Origin of the sequence: Pseudomonas oryzihabitans NBRC 102199 (assembly GCF_000730625.1) — a bacterium.
GTDB classification, from domain to species: Bacteria; Pseudomonadota; Gammaproteobacteria; order Pseudomonadales; family Pseudomonadaceae; genus Chryseomonas; species Chryseomonas oryzihabitans.
Window position 1 is genome coordinate 177765 of sequence record NZ_BBIT01000001.1, and the last position, 17049, is coordinate 194813.

Annotated in this window: 18 protein-coding genes and 1 tRNA gene; 9 read left to right on the forward strand and 10 right to left on the reverse strand. The window is 59.3% G+C overall.

All coding sequences use genetic code 11. The annotated features are described in order from the left end of the window. The first annotated feature begins 5 nt into the window (after window positions 1-5). From tolR to POR01S_RS00890, 8 genes are all read left to right on the forward strand, one after another. Complete coding sequence (tolR, locus tag POR01S_RS00855; RefSeq protein ID WP_007160331.1) at window positions 6-452, forward strand: protein TolR; 447 nt, start codon at window positions 6-8, stop codon at window positions 450-452. Then, the gene (gene tolA, locus POR01S_RS00860) at window positions 452-1555 is read left to right on the forward strand and encodes a cell envelope integrity protein TolA (protein ID WP_037006956.1); all 1104 of its coding nucleotides are present in this window, start codon (window positions 452-454) and stop codon (window positions 1553-1555) included. The genes tolR and tolA overlap by 1 nt, the downstream gene beginning before the upstream one ends. Continuing rightward, the gene (gene tolB, locus POR01S_RS00865; RefSeq protein ID WP_027597944.1) at window positions 1552-2850 is read left to right on the forward strand and encodes a Tol-Pal system beta propeller repeat protein TolB; all 1299 of its coding nucleotides are present in this window, start codon (window positions 1552-1554) and stop codon (window positions 2848-2850) included. The genes tolA and tolB overlap by 4 nt, the downstream gene beginning before the upstream one ends. A gap of 59 nt (window positions 2851-2909) precedes the next feature. After that, window positions 2910-3431, forward strand: coding sequence for a peptidoglycan-associated lipoprotein Pal (gene pal / locus POR01S_RS00870; RefSeq protein WP_007160328.1), 522 nt, complete (start codon window positions 2910-2912; stop codon window positions 3429-3431). Between the two features lie 6 nt (window positions 3432-3437). After that, on the forward strand, window positions 3438-4265 hold the full coding sequence (ybgF, locus tag POR01S_RS00875) for a tol-pal system protein YbgF (protein WP_042133036.1): 828 nt from the start codon (window positions 3438-3440) through the stop codon (window positions 4263-4265). Window positions 4266-4336: 71 nt separating this feature from the next. Continuing rightward, a complete protein-coding gene (gene queE / locus POR01S_RS00880; protein WP_039975761.1) occupies window positions 4337-4987 on the forward strand; it encodes a 7-carboxy-7-deazaguanine synthase QueE in 651 nt (216 codons plus the stop codon). A 2-nt stretch (window positions 4988-4989) separates the two neighbouring features. Beyond that, on the forward strand, window positions 4990-5664 hold the full coding sequence (queC, locus tag POR01S_RS00885) for a 7-cyano-7-deazaguanine synthase QueC (protein ID WP_042133038.1): 675 nt from the start codon (window positions 4990-4992) through the stop codon (window positions 5662-5664). A gap of 59 nt (window positions 5665-5723) precedes the next feature. Further along, window positions 5724-5799 (forward strand) — tRNA-Lys (locus POR01S_RS00890). Window positions 5800-5976: 177 nt separating this feature from the next. Here the strand turns inward: POR01S_RS00890 and POR01S_RS24110 are convergent. Together POR01S_RS24110 and mobH are read right to left on the reverse strand one after the other, a co-directional pair. Beyond that, on the reverse strand, window positions 5977-7110 hold the full coding sequence (locus POR01S_RS24110; protein ID WP_081875133.1) for a site-specific integrase: 1134 nt from the start codon (window positions 7108-7110) through the stop codon (window positions 5977-5979). Continuing rightward, on the reverse strand, window positions 7107-8972 hold the full coding sequence (gene mobH, locus POR01S_RS00895; RefSeq protein ID WP_042133040.1) for a MobH family relaxase: 1866 nt from the start codon (window positions 8970-8972) through the stop codon (window positions 7107-7109). The genes POR01S_RS24110 and mobH overlap by 4 nt, the downstream gene beginning before the upstream one ends. A gap of 362 nt (window positions 8973-9334) precedes the next feature. Between mobH and POR01S_RS24115 the strand changes: the two genes are divergently transcribed. Beyond that, window positions 9335-9697 carry a DUF3742 family protein gene (locus POR01S_RS24115; RefSeq protein ID WP_081875134.1) on the forward strand — a complete coding sequence of 121 codons (363 nt, stop codon included), beginning with the start codon at window positions 9335-9337 and terminating at the stop codon, window positions 9695-9697. Between the two features lie 26 nt (window positions 9698-9723). Here the strand turns inward: POR01S_RS24115 and POR01S_RS00900 are convergent, their stop codons facing one another. The 8 genes from POR01S_RS00900 to ada form a co-directional block, all read right to left on the reverse strand. Then, window positions 9724-11310 carry a conjugal transfer protein TraG N-terminal domain-containing protein gene (locus tag POR01S_RS00900; protein WP_042133042.1) on the reverse strand — a complete coding sequence of 529 codons (1587 nt, stop codon included), beginning with the start codon at window positions 11308-11310 and terminating at the stop codon, window positions 9724-9726. Between the two features lie 9 nt (window positions 11311-11319). After that, window positions 11320-11688, reverse strand: coding sequence for a hypothetical protein (locus POR01S_RS00905; protein WP_042133045.1), 369 nt, complete (start codon window positions 11686-11688; stop codon window positions 11320-11322). Continuing rightward, the gene (locus POR01S_RS00910; protein WP_081875135.1) at window positions 11685-13079 is read right to left on the reverse strand and encodes an integrating conjugative element protein; all 1395 of its coding nucleotides are present in this window, start codon (window positions 13077-13079) and stop codon (window positions 11685-11687) included. Before POR01S_RS00910 ends, POR01S_RS00905 begins: the two co-directional genes overlap by 4 nt. Further along, the gene (locus POR01S_RS00915) at window positions 13076-14023 is read right to left on the reverse strand and encodes a TIGR03756 family integrating conjugative element protein (RefSeq protein WP_042133047.1); all 948 of its coding nucleotides are present in this window, start codon (window positions 14021-14023) and stop codon (window positions 13076-13078) included. Before POR01S_RS00915 ends, POR01S_RS00910 begins: the two co-directional genes overlap by 4 nt. After that, window positions 14020-14457 carry a TIGR03757 family integrating conjugative element protein gene (locus tag POR01S_RS00920; RefSeq protein ID WP_052382599.1) on the reverse strand — a complete coding sequence of 146 codons (438 nt, stop codon included), beginning with the start codon at window positions 14455-14457 and terminating at the stop codon, window positions 14020-14022. Before POR01S_RS00920 ends, POR01S_RS00915 begins: the two co-directional genes overlap by 4 nt. 485 nt (window positions 14458-14942) lie before the next feature. Continuing rightward, window positions 14943-15218 carry an Ada metal-binding domain-containing protein gene (locus tag POR01S_RS23180; RefSeq protein ID WP_222932028.1) on the reverse strand — a complete coding sequence of 92 codons (276 nt, stop codon included), beginning with the start codon at window positions 15216-15218 and terminating at the stop codon, window positions 14943-14945. 14 nt (window positions 15219-15232) lie between these two features. Further along, window positions 15233-15934, reverse strand: coding sequence for a 2OG-Fe(II) oxygenase (locus POR01S_RS24120; RefSeq protein ID WP_081875136.1), 702 nt, complete (start codon window positions 15932-15934; stop codon window positions 15233-15235). Window positions 15935-15947: 13 nt separating this feature from the next. Continuing rightward, complete coding sequence (gene ada / locus POR01S_RS23190; RefSeq protein ID WP_081875137.1) at window positions 15948-17012, reverse strand: bifunctional DNA-binding transcriptional regulator/O6-methylguanine-DNA methyltransferase Ada; 1065 nt, start codon at window positions 17010-17012, stop codon at window positions 15948-15950. Window positions 17013-17049 lie beyond the last annotated feature (37 nt).

Below are 17049 nucleotides of genomic sequence, written 5' to 3' on the forward strand. Positions count from 1 at the left end.
ATCCCATGGTCCCTCGCCGCCAGAAACGCAAGCCCGTCGCCGAGATGAACGTGGTGCCCTACATCGACGTGATGTTGGTGCTCCTCGTCATCTTCATGGTGACGGCGCCCATGCTCAACCAGGGCGTCAAGGTCGACCTGCCCAAGGTCGACAGCCAGGCCCTGCCGCAGGACAACGACAAGCAGATCCTCACCGTCTCGGTGAAAGCCGACGGTACCTACTACTGGAACGTCGGTTCCGAGGTGGATACCGATCAGAAGGCCAAGTCCTCCACCGCGGTGTCCCTGCCGCAACTGAGTCAGCAGGTCGGTGCCATCATGCGTCAGCGTGCGGACACCCAGGTGTTCATCCGCGGTGACAAGGCCGCCAACTATGGCGTCGTCGCCGGCGCCATGGGTGCCTTGCAACAGGCCGGCGTCCCCAACGTCGGGTTGATTACCGAGGCGCCTTGATGCGACACCGCGAGCGTTCGTCGTCCGAAAGTTATTTCTGGCCGGTCATCTGGGCAGTCGCCCTGCATGTGCTGATCTTCGGCCTGCTGTTTGTCAGCTTCGCCTTCACCCCTGAATTGCCCCAGTCGCGTCCGGTCGTCCAGGCGACCCTGGTCCAGCTCAAATCCAAGAGTTCGGCGCAGGTGCAGACCGAGCAGAAACTGGCGGGGGAGGCGAAGAAGACCGCGGCCAAGCAGTACGAGCAGGAACAACTGGAGCAGCGTCGTCAGCAACAGGAAGCCCAGCGTGAAGCGGCGGCGGCCAAGGCGGCTCAGCAACAGAAGGAAGCCCAGCAACAGGCCGCGGAACAAAAGAAAGCCGACGACGCTCGAAAGGCGCAGCAAGCGGAAGCGGCGGCCAAGGCCGCCGAAGCCAAGGCTGAGGCCGAGAAACAGTCCGAGGCCGCCAAGGCGGCTGCGGAAGCCAAGCAGGCCGCCGAGCAGAAGAAGCAGGCGGACATCGCCAAGAAGAAGGCTGACGAAGCAGCCAAGCAGAAAGCGGCTGAGGAAGCCGCGAAGAAGGCTGCGGCAGAGGCAGCCAAGCAGAAGTCGGCCGAAGAAGCCAAGCAGAAGGCTGCAGCCGAGGCGGCCAAGAAAGAGGCTGCTGCGGAGGCCGCCAAGAAGAAAGCGGCGGACGACGCCAAGAAGAAGGCTGCCCAGGCGGCTGCGCGCAAGGCAGCGGAAGACAAGAAGGCGCAGGCCCTCGCCGAGTTGTTGTCCGATGATACCCAGCGGCAGCAGGCACTGGCCGAAGAGCAGGGCGACGAGGTGGCGTCGAGTTTCGATGACCTGATCGTGCGGCTGGTCAGCGAGCAGTGGACGCGTCCGCAGTCGGCGCGCAACGGCATGAGCGTCGAGGTGCAGATCAACATGCTGCCGGACGGCACCATCACCAGCGCGACGGTGACCCGCTCCAGTGGCAACAAGGAATTCGATAATTCAGCGGTATCGGCCGTGCGTAACGTCGGTCGTATCCGTGAGCTGCAGCAGCTGGATCGCAAGACCTTCGATCAGCTGTATCGTCAGCGCCGCATGATCTTCAAACCGGAGGACCTGAGTCTGTGAACACCCTGATCCGTTACATCCTGCTGGGCCTGGTCCTGGTGGTGGGCTCCGCCCAGGCGGCCGATCCGCTGGTGATTTCCAGCGGTAGTGATCGCGCCATCCCGATCGCCGTCGTGCCCTTCGGGTGGCAGGGTGGTCAGCCACTGCCGGAAGACCTGGCCAACATCGTCAGCGACGACCTGCGCAATTCCGGGGTGTTCTCGCCGATTCCGCGCCAGAACATGCTGAGCCAGCCGAGCCAGGCCAGCGAAGTCATCTTCCGTGACTGGAAGGCCCTGGGTGCCAACTACGTGCTGGTGGGCAACATCGTGCCCAATGGCGGTCGGCTGCAGATCAACTACGCCCTGTTCAACGTTTCCACCGAACAGCAGGTCCTGACCGGCAACGTCGGCGGCGGCACCGATCAGCTGCGCGACATGGCCCACTTCATCTCCGACCAGGCCTATGAAAAGCTGACCGGTGTGAAGGGTGCCTTCTCGACGCGCATCCTCTATGTGACCGCCGAGCGTTTCTCCGCCACCAACACCCGTTACACCCTGCAGCGCGCCGACTATGACGGTGCCCGTGCCGTTACCCTGCTGCAGTCGCGCGAGCCGATCCTGTCGCCGCGTTTCGCGCCGGATGGCAAGCGCATCGCCTATGTTTCCTTCGAGCAGCAGCGCCCGCGCATCTTCATGCAGTACATCGACACCGGTCGCCGCGAGCAGCTGACCAACTTCGAAGGCCTGAATGGCGCGCCGGCGTTTTCGCCCGACGGCAATCGCCTGGCCTTCGTGCTGTCCAAGGACGGCAACCCTGAGATCTACGTGATGGACCTCGGCTCGCGTGCCATTCGTCGTGTGACGAATGACTCGGCCATCGATACCGAGCCCTTCTGGGGCAAGGATGGCCAGACCATCTATTTCACCTCAGACCGTTCCGGCAAGCCGCAGATCTACAAGACCAACGCCAATGGCGGGGGTGCTGAGCGCGTGACTTTCGTCGGTAACTACAACGCCAACCCGAAACTTTCGGCGGATGAAAAGACGCTGGTCATGGTGCATCGCCAGGAAGGTTTCACCAACTTCCAGATCGCTGCGCAAGACCTCCAACGCGGCTCTGTGCGGGTACTTTCCAACACCAGCCTCAACGACTCGCCCACTGTTGCGCCCAATGGCACCATGCTAATCTACGCCACCCGCCAGCAGGACCGAGGCGTCCTGATGCTTGTCTCCATCAATGGTCGCGTCCGGATTCCGATTCCCACCGCCCAGGGTGACGTGCGCGAGCCTTCCTGGTCTCCTTACCTGAACTGACGGCTAATTAGAAAAGTCCTTAGTTACACCAACATTGCGGTTCTTTTAGGAGTTACATGATGGAAATGCTGAAATTCGGCAAGTTCGCTGCACTGGCTCTGGCCATGGCCGTGGCCGTGGGCTGTTCCTCCAAGGGCGGCGACGCCTCCGGTGAAGGCGCTGGTGCTGGCGCTGGTGCCGGTGCTGTCGACCCGAACGCTGGCTACGGCGCCAACTCGGGTGCCGTTGACGGCAGCATGGGCGACGAAGCCGCTCTGCGCGCCATCACCACCTTCTACTTCGAGTACGACAGCTCCGACCTGAAGCCGGAAGCCATGCGCGCTCTGGACGTTCACGCTCGTGACCTGAAGGCCAGCGGCCAGCGCGTCGTTCTGGAAGGCAACACCGACGAACGCGGTACCCGCGAGTACAACCTGGCTCTGGGCGAGCGTCGTGCCAAGGCCGTTCAGCGCTACCTGGTGCTGCAGGGCGTGTCCCCGGCTCAGCTGGAGCTGGTTTCCTACGGTAAAGAGCGTCCGGTTGCCGTCGGTCACGACGAAGCTTCCTGGGCTCAGAACCGTCGCGTCGAGCTGAAGAAGTAATAAACGATGTCCAAGCGCCTGCAGTTCTTGATCGCCCTGACTCTTGGTGTACCGGTTGTCGCCGGGGCTCAGGTTCCCGTACAGGATGGTAGTTATGGCGTTGCCCAGTCCGCTGGGCAAGGTTATGGCAACGCAGGCGCGGCCAGTGCCGGAAACGGGGCTCCCGTTTCCGGCATGGGTCAACTGTTCATGCAGTTGCAACAGATGCAGGACGATATCGCTCGCCTGCGTGGCCAGGTCGAGGTTCAGGAAAACGAGATCCGCCAGCTCAAGCAGGAAGGATTGGATCGTTACCAGGATCTGGATGGCCGTATTTCCCAGCTTTCTTCCGCGCCTGCCAATGCGGGCGCCGGAGCCGCTGCCGGTGCTGCCCAGGGTGGTGCCATCGCGGCCAACAATGCGCCGACGCCGCCTGCTTCCGCAGGAGCACCGGCCGCCAGCAGTGAACCGGGTGATCCGGCGAAGGAAAAGCTATACTACGACGCTGCCTTCGATCTGATCAAGGCCAAGGATTTCGACAAGGCCAGCCAGGCATTCAATGCCTTCCTGCGCAAGTATCCCAACAGCCAGTATGCGGGCAATGCCCAGTACTGGCTGGGTGAAGTGAATCTGGCCAAGGGCGATCTGCAGGCTGCTGGCCAGGCCTTCGCCAAGGTCAGTCAGGCCTATCCCACCAGCAACAAGGTGCCGGATTCGCTGTACAAACTGGGTGGCGTCGAGCAGAAGCTCGGCCGCACCGATCGGGCCAAGGGCATGTACCAGCAGGTCATCAGCCAGTATCCCGGAACCTCCGCTGCGCAACTGGCGCAGCGGGATCTGAAAAGCCTGCCCTAGCGCAGGCTTTTTTCTTCTATCTACCGCAACGGAGGCGGATGGCCTGTGTAGCCGTCACGCCCGTGGCTTCCATGCAAAAAGATACCCTACGTCTTACCGAGATTTTCTATTCGCTCCAGGGTGAAGCCCGCACCGCCGGTCTTCCTACCGTCTTCGTCCGGCTCACCGGCTGCCCGCTGCGTTGCCACTATTGCGACACGGCCTATGCCTTCACTGGCGGCGAGATCCATCACCTCGATGCCATCCTGGAGCAGGTTGCGAGCTACCGGCCGCGGCACATCTGCGTGACCGGCGGCGAGCCGCTGGCCCAGCCCAACTGCCTCAAGCTGCTCGAGCAGCTGTGCGACGCCGGCTACGAGGTGTCGCTGGAAACCAGTGGCGCCCTGGATGTCAGTGGCGTGGACGGGCGTGTCAGCAAGGTCGTCGACCTCAAGACGCCGGGCTCGGGGGAGGTGGGGCGCAACCTGTACGCCAACCTCGACCACCTGACGCCCAACGATCAGGTCAAGTTCGTCATCTGCTCCCGCGAGGACTATGACTGGGCCGTCTCCAAGCTGATCGAGTATCGCCTGGAGCAACGGGCGGGCGAGGTGTTGTTCTCGCCCAGCCATGGCCAGGTGGTGCCGCGTGAGCTGGCGGAGTGGATCGTGGCGGACAACCTGCCGGTGCGCTTCCAGCTGCAGCTGCACAAGATTCTCTGGAACGACGAACCGGGACACTGAGCATGAGTCAGCCTAAAGCGGTCATCCTTCTTTCCGGCGGCCTGGATTCCGCCACCATCGTCGCCATGGCCAAGGCCCAGGGCTTCGCCTGCTACACCATGAGCTTCGACTACGGCCAGCGCCATCGCGCCGAGCTGCAAGCCGCCGAACGCGTGGCGCGCCAGCTGGGCGTCGTCGAGCACAAGGTGATCGGCCTGGATCTCAATGGCATCGGTGGCTCGGCGCTCACCGACCCGGACATCGCCGTCCCGGAGACCCCGGGCGAGGGCATCCCGGTCACCTACGTGCCGGCACGCAATACCGTGTTCCTGTCCCTGGCCCTGGGCTGGGCCGAGGTGCTCGGTGCCCGTCATCTCTTCATCGGGGTGAATGCGGTGGACTACTCCGGCTATCCGGATTGCCGGCCGGAGTTCGTCGAAGCCTTCGAGCGCCTGGCCAATCTCGCCACCAAGGCCGGTGTGGAAGGGGATACCTTCAAGATCGAAGCCCCGCTGCAGTTCCTTTCCAAGGCGCAGATCGTCCAGGCTGGCAGCCAGCTGGGCGTCGACTATGCCCTGACCGTCTCCTGCTACCAGGCCGACGATGAAGGCCAGGCCTGCGGTCGCTGCGACAGCTGCCGCCTGCGCGCCGAAGGCTTCAAGGCGGCGGGAATTTCCGACCCTACGCGCTACCAGTAAAAAATTTCATCTAGGGTGTTGATTCTCCTGAGAAAATCGCTAGAATGGCGCCCACTAACGGGTCGTTAGCTCAGTCGGTAGAGCAGTTGGCTTTTAACCAATTGGTCGTAGGTTCGAATCCCACACGACCCACCATCTTCACCAGAAACCCTCCGCAATGGAGGGTTTTTGCGTCCTCGCAGCCGAAACAAGCAGCCGTCTGCGACGGAATCTAGCCCTGCGGTTTGATGATGTCAAACTGAATCAGCTGGCGCCCAGAGCCTGGCGCCGCGTGGCCTTGGCGCCATTTCGTATGTCAGCTCCGCTGTGTAGCTATCCACGCCTTCCTACCGCTGTAAGCGGTCTTGCCCCATTGCTGATCCATTCTGAGAGCTGATCGAACGCTTCTGGCGTAGAGGGGCCGGAGATGCTCCACGGTTGCTGAGAGGGTAGGGAAGGGAGTGGCTTAGGTAGATCCAGTCGCTGTTCCTGGTGTTGCCGCGCGCTGTAATCCACTCGAGCGATCAGGTTCCTCGGTACCTTATCGGCACGTTCTTCGAGGACATGACGCATCTGGTGTGGATCCGTCTCGATGTATTCCATCGTGGTAGCGATGCTCGAGTGGTTCAGCAGGGCCTTGGCTACGTGAATGTTGCGATCCGCTTGTCGCATTAGGTCGGTCGCCAGGGTGTGCCTGAACCGATGGGGGGTCATCCGAGTGCCTACTATCGCCGTCAGCTTTCTATACATTGCCTCAATCTGATTTATATCCATAGTTTCTCGTCTGTAGTGCGAGGAGAACCTATTGACGTTGAATAGCTGGTCCGTGGCTTTGAAATGCAGAGAGTCTGCCCACGCTACAATGCGGTCTATATGCTCATAAAGAGGTCCAGGAATGGGTAGGAGAAATTCTTTGTGAGTCTTGTCTCCTTCGCTTCGAACATTAATGGTTCTACGTCTTAGGCAGACGTCTCGTCTCTGTATACTTAATAAAGAATTCAGGCGAATTCCGGTGTAGTGAAAGGTTTCGTAGACAGATAGCCAGAACCAAGCTGGGGTTATGCTACTACGTTCGCCTGATACCCGTTCGATCTCTTGTAGCCTGATAAGCTGGTTGCGACCCTGAGTAATGGCCTCGTGAGGTACAGTTTTTTTCCGCTTTCTGGGTGGAACTACAGAGGTGTCAGTGAAGGGGTTTTTACGGAGCGTCAATAGGTCTTGAGAAATGGCGTATCCGAAAAGCGTTTTGAGATGACTCGCGTACGTGTTCCAGCTGCGCTTGGCTAAGCCTGAATCCAAGGCCTCCTTCCGCCAGATCAGAACATCTCGATGATGTAGCTTTTCGAGTTCGACGTCATCGCCGAATCTCCGGGTTAATGCTCGAGCAGCTGCTAGGTATATAATTCTAGTCGCTGGCCTGAGGTCGTGAGTGTCATTGTATTCGCTAGCGATATCGATGATATTCAACTTTCGCTAGCTCCCATATCCTGCAATCGAAGGCTTATATTATCGAATGGCGGATGCGTGAAGATTGCACCAGGGTCCTTCAAAAGATAGCCTTTGAGCAGTTTGGATTTCCGTGGGCCGATCACCTCGCATGTCCATATATTGAGATTGTCCGGTGTCTTGCGGTTAGTTTTGAGTTTTTCAAATCCGCGTTGAACTAGCTGCCAGGTTTCAATTCCTCTCGCCTTGGCTTCCCTCTGTAGGTGAGGATGCTCCGAGGCATAGCGCTTGAATAATCCGGGGCTGACGAGGAACGCAGTGCCATTCACTGTGTGAATCATTGCTTTGGCATCGTTGATAACTAGCGTGTGTGAAAGCACGCCCTGCCGCGCCCAAGCTATGAAAGCTTGGCCGAGGTCAGCTGTGTCCTTGGCCGAAATTGCCTCTTCAGCTGAGTGCTCGGCGATGCAATCAGTGAAGCTGTCTTCAGTGACGTCAGGGAGCAGCTGAGAAGTTGGAATTTCTGAAGATGAAGCCGCTTCACCAAAGAGCTCATCTGCTAGTGCAAGTGTCTCGTCCATGGGGTCCAAACCGGTTTGGAATGCGGGCGGCGGCAGTGTTTCGGATGAGGACGCCTCTTGTGAAGATGTGACAAGCGTCACGCGTTGTGGTATCGGGAATGATGGCGTAGTGATATCGTTCGCGGGTGCAGGCCGCTGCTGATCTAGCTCGGTGTCTTCCGGCTGCTCGAGTGTGAAAATGCCGGTAAACGGAGCTGGTCGATCTGCAGGATCTGGCCAAATCAGCGCGGGGGAGACCTTGAGTAAGGTGAAGGTGTTCTTCCAGCCGCGGCCGGTGTCGATCGTTGCCTTCCAGATAGCCTTGTCCTGAGCGTTGACCTGGATAATGGCCTGGTCCTGAATCAGGTTGAAGAATGGGGCGTTCGAGGCGGGGATACCTTCTACGCCTTGGGAGAGCATCAGTGCCCGCAACTGGTCTGAGGCCGGCTTGCTGACGAGCCATAGCGCATCCTGGGTCAGCCACCCGTCCGAGGGCCCTTCTGGCTGGTTCAGCTTGAATTTCTCAATGACCAGGGTGCGCAACCCATCTGCCAGTTGACGCTGGATCGTATTCTTGGGGGCTTCCATCGCACGTTGCGGGTTGGCGCCGAGCTCTTGGGCGACACTCGCCTGGTCGGCCTGGACGATCATCTCGCCCAGTACGCCGGCATGCTGGTATTGCCCGGCCAAGACGAAGATCAGCGATGACCATAGCTCGCGGTAGCTACTGAGCCAGTCCAGCACGTGAAGCGGCAGCACCTGGAAATAGACGAGTGCTGAAGCAGCGCCATGAAGCTGATAGTCGCGACCTTTGACGTATCTGAAGCGGTAGGGCTTCTCAATGCGACCGTGCCAGGGGTGCCATGGCTTGCCGTCTTCGAGGACGACCTCGATGTCGACGGCGATCTTGCCCAAGTCGTGGAGGAGGGCGCCGTAGGCTACCGCTGCTGACCATGCTTCGGCCTGGGCTGCTTGTGACTCAGGCGGTGCGCCGATGGGTAGTAGGTAGTTCTGCCGGATCTTCAGTGCGTAGGCGACGATCTCCAGCCCGTGGTCGAGCAGGCCCCCGGGATAGGCATGGTGGTGGTTTTCCGAAGCTGGAAGCTGCTGGACCAGATCGGCGTAGCGTTCGAGGGGGTCGCGGTAGAGCGAGGCGAATTGCTCGCGGGACAGCGACGTCCGCTGCCAGATGTTCTCGATGAGTTTCTGCCGGCGGGGGAGTGCCAGGAGATCCCTACCCGGGGACGGCTGCGTGAAACCCTGTTTGCCTGAGCCCGGAGGAGGGGATGGTGGGGCTTTCTTCCTGAAGATGAGATCGAACATGGCATGCCATTGGTAGTTCTTGGGCCTGCGTTGTCGATCAGCGAGGTCGGCCGGACAATGGTAAACCGCTATCACTACTCAGGAGGTTGGGGCGGCGGATGGCTACTATGATCGGTAGCCTGGGGACCCTTTGCTCTTCGCAGCCAACGGCGGAGCCCTTTCTGGTAGGGCTTTTACCCTTAAAGCCCCCTTCCATTCCCTCCTTTGCTTCAGCCCATTTCCGCTCCTATCCCTTGCTTGATGCGACGGGCATCTCATTTGGCGGCAGGCTCTAGCGCGATGGAGCTGTTGCAGGCTAGTTAGCTGGGGCGTATAAGTGATGTCATAACGCAATCCCTCTAACGGTATCATTGGGGTCGTCTATGACCAGATCGCATACACATGAGTCTCGCGCGGTGAGAGTAGGCCGCTGCATCGCGATCCCATTTCGTATTGAGGCCGCATTCTGGCGATTATTTGTGCGAGAAGGTACGCCCGGTATTCTTGGTCAAGCTATCAAGTGGTCAGTCCGTGTTGTAGCTGTAGCTGCATTTGCATACTACCTACTGCCGCTGTTCTTACTAGCAGTCGTATCTGTCGCAGCTGTCTACATGATGGGTGGGATTCACGGTTCTGCCTCCGAATCATTCGTTTCTCGGGATGAGCATCGTTTCTTCGAGGAGGAGGGTTTGAGAGACGGTCTGTTTGGGCATGGTCATTACGATAAAGACGGAAACAGGTGGTAGGGCTGTATATAGCCCTACCTGAATCTCTAGCCTTCGCTTGATGACCGTGAGATTCCCTTTGTTGCAGCAGTCGTCGCTGCACTGCTAGCCTGCCGACCAATAGCTCCGCTTTCTCCCTTAGCAGCCTGCGCGCCAGTCGCCAATGAGCTAGCTAGGTTTCCTGTCTGATACCCCGCCCAAGTCATCGCAGTCATCCAAAACGCCGGCAGGATCAGAAACATCGCTCCCATCACGTAGTTCAGCAGCATGTCTCCCTGCATGTTGCTCAGGCCGATGATGGGGTCGAAGTTCGCGTGCGGTGCGGTGTTATTTACCTTGTAGATCCCGGTGCCATACAGCGCGTCCATGATGGTACTGTCGACCCACCTCGCCAGCTGCAGCCAGAAATCCACGAAGATCAGTGCAAACTGGGCAAAGGTAAGTGTCATGGCCACCTTGAGGTCATAGGTCCCCAGTACCAGTACGATGGGGATGCAGATGATGAACGCCATCTTCAGGAAGGCCATCACCATCGGCGCGGCTTGCCGGACGCTGTCCATGGCCGGGAAGTACGCGAGCGAGCCCACTGCCTGTCCCAGGCCAGCTGTGACCCTGGCGGCGTCGTTGTACAACGAGCTGCCGATCTGGCCACCATAGTCCCCGTAAACCTGCCCCTGCGTCAGCGTCTGCTTCTTCGGCGACACCAGGTCCCGAATCACTGAGTCATTCACTTCGTCCTGAGACATGAAGCTTGCCCACTTGGCCAGCTTGGTCAGGATGTCCGGTTCAACCTGTGCAAGCAGTCGTGCTCTGAGGCCCTTGGAATCGTCCGACCACCACTGGGAGCAGGTAGGGTATCCACCACCGCCCGTGGTCTGTGCCAGGCCCGCGTCCCGGGTTGCATCGTAGGGCCATGCCGTACGCGGGGTATGGGAGCGGAAGCCCGAGCTGCCATCGCTGTAGTAACCACTGGTGCCGAGGAAATACTTCGAGCCGATCCAGCTGACGTCCAGGTACTGCTTGTCGGTCAGGGTGGGCTGGGTCATGAACAGCTTGGCGCGAGCCCGGGCGTAGCAGTCGTTGGTGAAGTCGGCGACCTCCTGGGCGAGGAGGGGATTGTCGATCCGCTCGGCGTTGACCTCCATGCGGAGCTGCTGCAGATCCTGACCACAGGGAATGCTGGCCACAGCACCCGCCGCCATGCCCTTCGACAGGGCGTGGACCACCATCCACCAGACCGGCACTTGGGCGCTCTTGCCGTTGAGGGTGCTGAACGACGTCCCCCAGCCCGTTCCGTCCGGCTTGGGCACGTCGACCTGGCATTGCTTGGAGCGAGTCTGGTCGTACTGGATGGTCGAGAAGCTGACGTTTGCATTCGGGAGCGGCATCAGGCCGAGCATGATGACGACCAAGGCCACGAAGAACCGGTTCTCGATGCGCGCCAGGCTCAAAGCACCCTTGTTGCCTTCGTCTTGGCCTTCGCCGCGGGCGCGCAGCCACTCCTGGATGATGATGGCGGCGAACGGCGCGGCAAACAGTCCGGTCCCACCGATCATCTCCCAGATGCCGCTGTTGATGATCCAGCCCACGAGGGTCAGGTAGTACTCGAGGTAGTCGTTGGTATAGAGCTGCATGGCAATCTCCTACAGCATGCCGGCGTTGCGCAGTTCAAAGAGGCCAATGACCGCCAGGGCCAGCGCCTCGCAGCGGTAGATACGGCCGCGCTCATCGGTGGCCGCTATCAGCCGACGTCTCACTGGCCACCAGCAGCAGATCAGTCCGGCGTACAGGCACAGCCGCCACACCAGGAAGTGGGCATGGTGATCGGCCTGCCACTGGCGGTAGCTCTGCAGGTCGCCGAAGCCCCAGGCCGTCACAAGCACGAAGCCCAGGGCGATCGCTACCGCCAGCAGGAAGGGCAACAGCAGTGACCAGGTCAGGCCTAAACTGCGCCGACCGAAGCTGAGCACCGCTTGGGCGCGGCGAGACCAGGAGGAAGTTGTCATGGTCATTCGCCCTTCTTCGCCGGGTTCTCGGTGCGATCCAGGCGATTCGGGAGCGGATCGCCCTGGAAGATGCCTTTGGAGGCGTCCTTGCGGATCGAGGCGCGCTGCAGGATGGTGGTCGGCGAGTTACCAGCCAGCTCCCGGCGCATGTCCAGCTCGGTCTTGAGGTTCTGGATCTCGGCCTGCAGGTTGGCGGCGTTCTGGTCGACCTGCGTCTGGGCAACCTGGTTGGCGGCGACGTTGGGCTCCTGGCGGCCAGCGGCCAGGGTACGGACCAGCGACAGCGCCTTCTCGATCACATCGGCCAGGGAGACCTCGGACACGAGCCGCTTGGCCAGCACGTCCTGGTCCTGCTCGGTACGCAGCGACTCGATGATGCCGCGGGTGATCGGGATGGAGTTGCTGCCGGCCGCGGCCAGGTTCTCAGCCGTCATCGGCTGGGTGCCGGCGATCAGCGCATTCACCGCCTTGAGCTTGGTGTCATAGGTCTCCTGAATCAGCGGGGTGAGCCCCACTCCGGCCTGCGTCACGGTCTTCTGGCAGTTGTCGCAGGTCTGCTGCTGTTGCTCGCCGAGTACCCGGGTGGCAAAGGTCGCGGCCTCTTGCGGCGACGACCAGGTGCTGCAGACGAGGCCGCCCTTGCAGCTGCTGGCCGGGATCGAGCCAGTGGCAGTGGGCGAGCGGCCACTGAGCAGGTTGTAACCCGCCTTGGTGACGTCGCTGACCACCTTAATGGGCTGCTGGCCGCTGCCTCCGGCCTTGCTCCCGCCGACCCAGGTCACGCCCTCATTCCCGCTCTTCTGCTCGACCTGGTTGATCGCGGCGACGGCGTCGGTGGTGCCGGCAGCGGCCGACTTCATTGCCTCCCCCTCAGCGAGCTTGTTCCAGCCGACCTGGCCGCCGGCGACATCGAGCATCTTGTCGGCGATCGCGCGGCAGGTGCCCTTCGAGCGATCGAAGTCCAGGCGCGCCTGGCCAATGCCGTTGGTGATGAGGTTGTACAGGCCCGGGTTGGCACGCTGCAGGATCAGGCCGGGTAGGGAGGCAACGGCACCGGTGGCATTCTGCAGCACCGAGCTCATGATGGTCTGGAAGCCCTGAGTGGCCCCGTTGAGCTGGTTCTGCAGGGTGTTGGTGAGGCTCATGTTTCCGCAGATCAGGTTGGTGTTCCAGCCACCGCCAATCTGGATGCTGTCCATGTTTCCGACGCTGCCCATCGACACGGCATTGCCGCCGCCGATGCTGTAGAGCACGTCGTCACCGATGACGCTGCCCTGGGACTGCACACGGTAGGGCTCGGCTGCCTGGACAGCGCTGCTGAGAAGAAGGCCGGCCAAGCAGGTGCTGGCCAGCAGGGTGAGGCGAGAGGTGTTCATGATCGACGGCTCCCTGATCATTGAAAGTCGGTGCTGCCCAGGAAGACCTGGCCTTCACGCTTGCAGCAGCTGTAGGGGCGCCACAGCGCCCAGGCATAGGCGCCCACGGCGTCTTGGACGTAAGGGCCCGGGTTGGGAAAGGCAGCGCAGCTCTGGCTCAGCGTGGGCGTGAGCTCCTGCCACTTGCCGGTGGTGGCATCGCCCTCGAGCAGCTCGCCCGCGGGCCAGTAGCCGTTTTCTGGCTGGGCCAGCAGCGGCTGGTAGACGTGGATCTGGCCAGAGCGCGTAACCACATCCCCGGCGCGCTGGGCCATGACCGCCGCGGCCTTGTAGTCGTCGGGCTGATGCAGGAAGCCGCTGCGCGGATAGACGTTGCCCCACAGGTCGCCGGACAAGGTGCCGCCCACTTCGCGCTTGCCCGGGATGAGGGCCTCCGGGTAGACGGCTTCGGGGATGCCGTATCGCCAGGCCAGGTAGTCGTAGTTGCTAAGCAGGTAGGGCATATACGCGGTACCGGCACCCTTGCAGACGTAGCCCGAGCCGCTGGCGAACTGGCTAAACGCATAGCCGCCCGGGTGGCCGATGACATCGGTGTTCTTGAAGCGGGCGCTGATCGTGGTGTTGGCCTGGGTCGCGCTGTCGCCCGGGTCATTGCCGCCGGCGGCAACACTGCTGACCGGGCTGAAGGACGCCATCTCGGTCCATGGGTTCTCGCCGGTATTGGCGTAGCTGGACACCACTGCATCGGGCACGAAGTGCCGTACCTTGGCCGAGGTCTTCACCTTGCAGCCATAGGGGGTGCAGAACAGCCAGTAGCAGATGCCGACCACCTTGTATTCGAGGCAGTCGGGCGAGAGCGAGGACGACACGATGGTCGCGGTGGTGACCGCCGCTGTAGCCTGCAAGCTGGTGGCCAGCGGGATCGCCAGGGCAAAGCGCCTTAGACGTTGCAGCTGCCGACTCATCGTCCGCTACTCCGGTAGCGCTCGATGCTGGCCACGGCGGCCGCCACGTCGGGCTGGCCATAGACCACATACTGGCGATCCACCACGACTGCCGGCAGCTTGACCGCACCCAGGCTCCAGGCATCAGCCACGTTCTGGTGCGCTCTGGCAAGTTCCCGCCCCAGCTGCTGCGCCGAAGCCGAACGCATCCGCTGCTGCATGATGGCTACGGCCTGTCGTGGATCCGCCGGCAGGCCTTCGGAGAGCTGCTGCTCAAGGCGTTCCGGGGCATCCAAGAGCACAACCCGGGCGCCGGCGCTGTTGAGGAGAGGATGAGCGGCGTCGGAGATGGCCAGCACACCCGCTGTGGCAAAGGGGATTCTGCAGTTGTCCAGGACAAAGCCCAGCAAAAGGGCTTTCAGGCCTGCTGAGATGGTATGAGGAGAGATGGGCATGCGCGGTACCAGGCAGAGGAGTGGCTGGTACAGGAAACGCGATCAGAAGAGCTGGGTCAGCGGAAAACCATATCTACGTCGCTGGAGGTTGCAGCTAAGACGGAACGTAACGCAATGGATACATTTAATGATGATTATCAACGCGCCCGCCGATAGCTACGCCTTAGCTGCCATAGGGAATCTCAAATTAAGCCTGCGTGGAGGTTTCGCGGCCGTTTAGGATGCACGCAGACAGCGTCCCCTAGACCATTCACGTTTACGACTAGCGATGCTTCGACTACAGGTGGTCGACGTAAAGTCGGCGTTTTGAATAAGAATTTATTGATTAAATGCGGAAGAATTAATTATTGAAAAGGCGGAAAAAGAGCGCCGAAAAAAAGCATGCAATGATTGTGATTGGAAGATCTATAATAATTAAAATAATAATAAATGATGGAGTGCAAATTTCGATGTTATCGGCAATATTTGTTAAAAACTATAGTTAATTAGTCAGATGCTGTACGGCTCTTCCAGAGATCGTACGCGGCGCGCATGCAAACGTAACACGGCCTGTAACCGGCAGATATCGCAGCGGCCTCGTTAGCAAAAAAAACCCTATGTCGTTTATACGTACCTGACGCCAATGCTCTCAGCGCGGCGCGGCAATCCAGCCGTCCGTATATTTTAGTTTTCCGATGCCCACCAAACGTTCCTGGAATTTCACTTAGATATGAGATGCCGTTAGAATCAAGTAGGCGGTAGAATTTTTTAATTTCACTCAAGTGAGACCTCTATCTTACCATGCATCAAGCGACAGCTCTATGCCGAATCGGTTTCCAGATTCAATGCGACTTATAGCATGTTTGGCGGTAACGCTATAATAGCTTTGGGTTCCTTTAACTGGTCGCTGCGATATGGCAACCAGTGCGATATCGCCTTTCCGCAACGTGATTACTCTAGCGCGTGACTGCATTCGTGGGCGCTGTTCAACAATTACGACCTCGCCACCGATGAAATCCCGACCGTTGTGAGCCATACTGCCAATTAGTTTTATAGGAAACTCAGCGCTTTTTTTCATGCCATCTCGGAGCGAAATGTAATCACCCGGGCCCAGCTTTGAAAGATAAGATCGAGCGCCGTAATTATCGTTGTTTGAATTTACTCCCTGAAAGAGAGTGAGATTAGCCAAGTACCTATTTTTAACAGATAGAGCTTTACACCACCTCTCAGCAGTCGATGCGACGTGGCAATAAATTGCGGAGCGTAGACTACCCAAATCTGGAAGCTCTTGATCTCTAATTTCAAGGAGTTTCCCGGATCCACACGCATTCTCGGATAGATCTAACAACAAATTTAGGCTGGCATCCCAGTGTGCGCCGAGTCTAGCGATAGTGATTTCGTCCAACACATCTGGTATTACCGCGTAGCCGTTTAAGTCAAGGTCGTTATTTATCTGAGCCCAGTCTAACCTAGCGAGTCTCGCTTCAATAGATTCCATGGTATGTACTAATCTAGTTAGAAGATTCGCGGCGAAGTAGCTCGCGCTTGCGTTCGACACCCCAGCGATACCCGCAAAGATCGCCGTCTCTACGAACGACTCTATGGCATGGAATTGCTACAGCGATCATATTTGACCCGCATGCCTTGGCGACAGCGCGTACACTTTTGGGCGACCCGATCAATATTGCGATATCGGTATAGCTTACAGTTGTCCCGGGCGGAATGTCTCTAAGGGCGCGCCATACGCGCTCTTGAAAAACGGTTCCTCTTACATCCAGCGGCAGGTCCAGTCCGATGGATGGATCTTCAACGAAACCTACGACTTGGGCAATTAATTGCTCGAATTCTCCATCGCACCCGATAATTTCAGCGCTAGGAAATTTATCTTGTAGTTCGCGGGCCAACAAATCGGGATCATCTCCTAATAGGATGGAGCATATTCCTATCTGGCTTTGCGCCACAAGGATAGAACCTAATGAGCATTCACCAACAGCAAAACGTATGACGGCACCGACACCGCCAGCTCGATAGTCGCGTGCACGCATGCCGAGAAGCTGATTCGACGTTTCATAAAATCGGCTATTCGAATTGAACCCGGCGCCGTATATCGCCTCAGTAATGGAAGCATTCGGAGTTGCCAACTCGTCACGTAGCTTTCGGGCTCTGTACGCTGAGCTGTACCCTTTGGGCGTTAATCCAGTCGCTGCTTTAAATATTCGATGGAAATGAAAAGCGCTAACGCCTACCTCGGCTGCCAAATTATCCAATGAAGGAGGCGTTTCCGACGTTTCGATTAACCGGCAGGCGCGCTCCACCACTGCAGCGTGCCGAGGTGATATGCCGCTGTCCCGCCGACGGCCACGAAGACTGCAACGGTAGCCAGCGGCCTCAGCTGCGCTGGGAGAGTCGAAAAACTCAACGTTCTCTCTCTTGGGCAGACGCGACCTTGCGCTGGGATGGCAATAGACGCCTGTGGTGCGCACCCCGTAAACGAAATGGCCATCTGCCGACGGATCTCGCCTCTCGACCGCAAACCACCTCTGATCTTCAGTCTGGTAAATTGTGCTCACTTTCATGACGTCCGTCCTTTTTCAGCCATCTTCTACCTGAGGT